Genomic DNA, 1,378 nt, shown 5'->3' with positions numbered 1-1,378 from the left:
AAGCACAAAGTCATTAGGTATACCTGCATTGTGCAGAAGATGACTTTATGGTTATTACACCACTGATATTCATATATGGAGCTAAGATGAAAAAAAATATTATTGCATTGTGCCTGGCTATGGCATCAGGCTCGGCACTCGCATGGACTACGGGCGATTTCAATGGAAGCATTGATATTGGGGGGACGATTGAAAAGAATGAATATAAAGGTAAGTGGTTCTGGAAATCGGGCGACGGCTTCGACAATTTTGAGCATTCGACCAATGAATTACGCAGTAACGGGAAAAAACTGGTGATTCAGGTTTCTGAGGATAAACCAATCCTTTTAGGGAAAACTGCACAGGCATTTTCAACCCCAGCAGCTGGTCTTGGAGCTGTGCCTAAAATCACTTTCAGTGATTACAAAGGTACAGCAGTAACACTGCAGGGGGGAACAACTGCCGGTGCCCATTATTTTGAATTACCTGTCAAAACTAAGCAGGCTGAAGATCAAATCGGCACCCTGCGTGTGAATGTAACAGCAGCAGGTGTTGTGGCAAAGCAGGGCGACACAGCGATTGATCTACACAGTCTGGATGCTACCCAGGACAGTGAAGTTTTCTATGGTGGCCTGGTTTCTGATTCGGTGCTTGAATCCGCAGCATTCGCAGCACAAACAACCTCTGTATTTGGCAGCCTGGGTCGTGAAGAGCTGGTACAGCAAATTCAGGCTGTTGACAGTTCGCTGACAGCAGTTAACGAGGGCGCCAAAACCACAGAAACAATGGTCAGCACTGACCGAAAAGTTGTATCCGCAGCGTATGCGATGGGGGATGTCAGCAGGCCAGACGCTGGAGGCCACCTTCAATAATGCAGTAACAACAGAAACCCAGTGGAAAGCGCCTCTGAACATTGTTGTATCTTACCAGTAAGAAAGGATTTGAAATGAAGAAGATTGCTTTATTTATTGCGGCGGTAATTTCGGCCCCGGCACTTGCATGGACTAACGGGGATATTACAAAGGAGCTTGATTTTGGAGGCATCATTAAACCTGAAGAGTACAGCCAGCTCTGGAGATGGAAAGTGGGTACGGATCTCAATGGCTTCAAGCATAATATCTCGGATCTGGAGCAGGATATGAAGAAGCTAACCATTACCATGGATAGCCCAAAAGGTCTGCTGTACGGTGAAACGGTCGAGGCAATGACCGCGTCTGCTGGTATGGGCGCTATTCCGAATATTGCATTTACAGATTACGAGAATAATAAGGTGAGTCTTGAGCAGGACACCTCCGATGGCGATGGTAAAGGGTATATGATCCTGCCTATTAAGGATGAGCAGAATAATAAAATTGGCTCATTGAAATTAAATCTTTCGGCTGGGGGATTAGCTACAGGG

Annotated in this window: 1 protein-coding gene and 1 pseudogene; both read left to right on the top strand. The window is 46.0% G+C overall.

From position 1 onward, the window contains the following. The first annotated feature begins 86 nt into the window (after positions 1-86). Complete coding sequence (locus AACS05_RS00760; RefSeq protein WP_223307046.1) at positions 87-851, top strand: F4 family fimbrial subunit; 765 nt, start codon at positions 87-89, stop codon at positions 849-851. Positions 852-925: 74 nt separating this feature from the next. Further along, positions 926-1,378, top strand: a pseudogene (locus AACS05_RS00755) (hypothetical protein); the annotation flags it as partial.

It is taken from the genome of Citrobacter sp. S-77 (assembly GCF_963864895.1).
Taxonomy (GTDB): domain Bacteria; phylum Pseudomonadota; class Gammaproteobacteria; order Enterobacterales; family Enterobacteriaceae; genus Citrobacter; species Citrobacter murliniae.
This window is presented reverse-complemented; position numbering and strand designations above follow the sequence as displayed.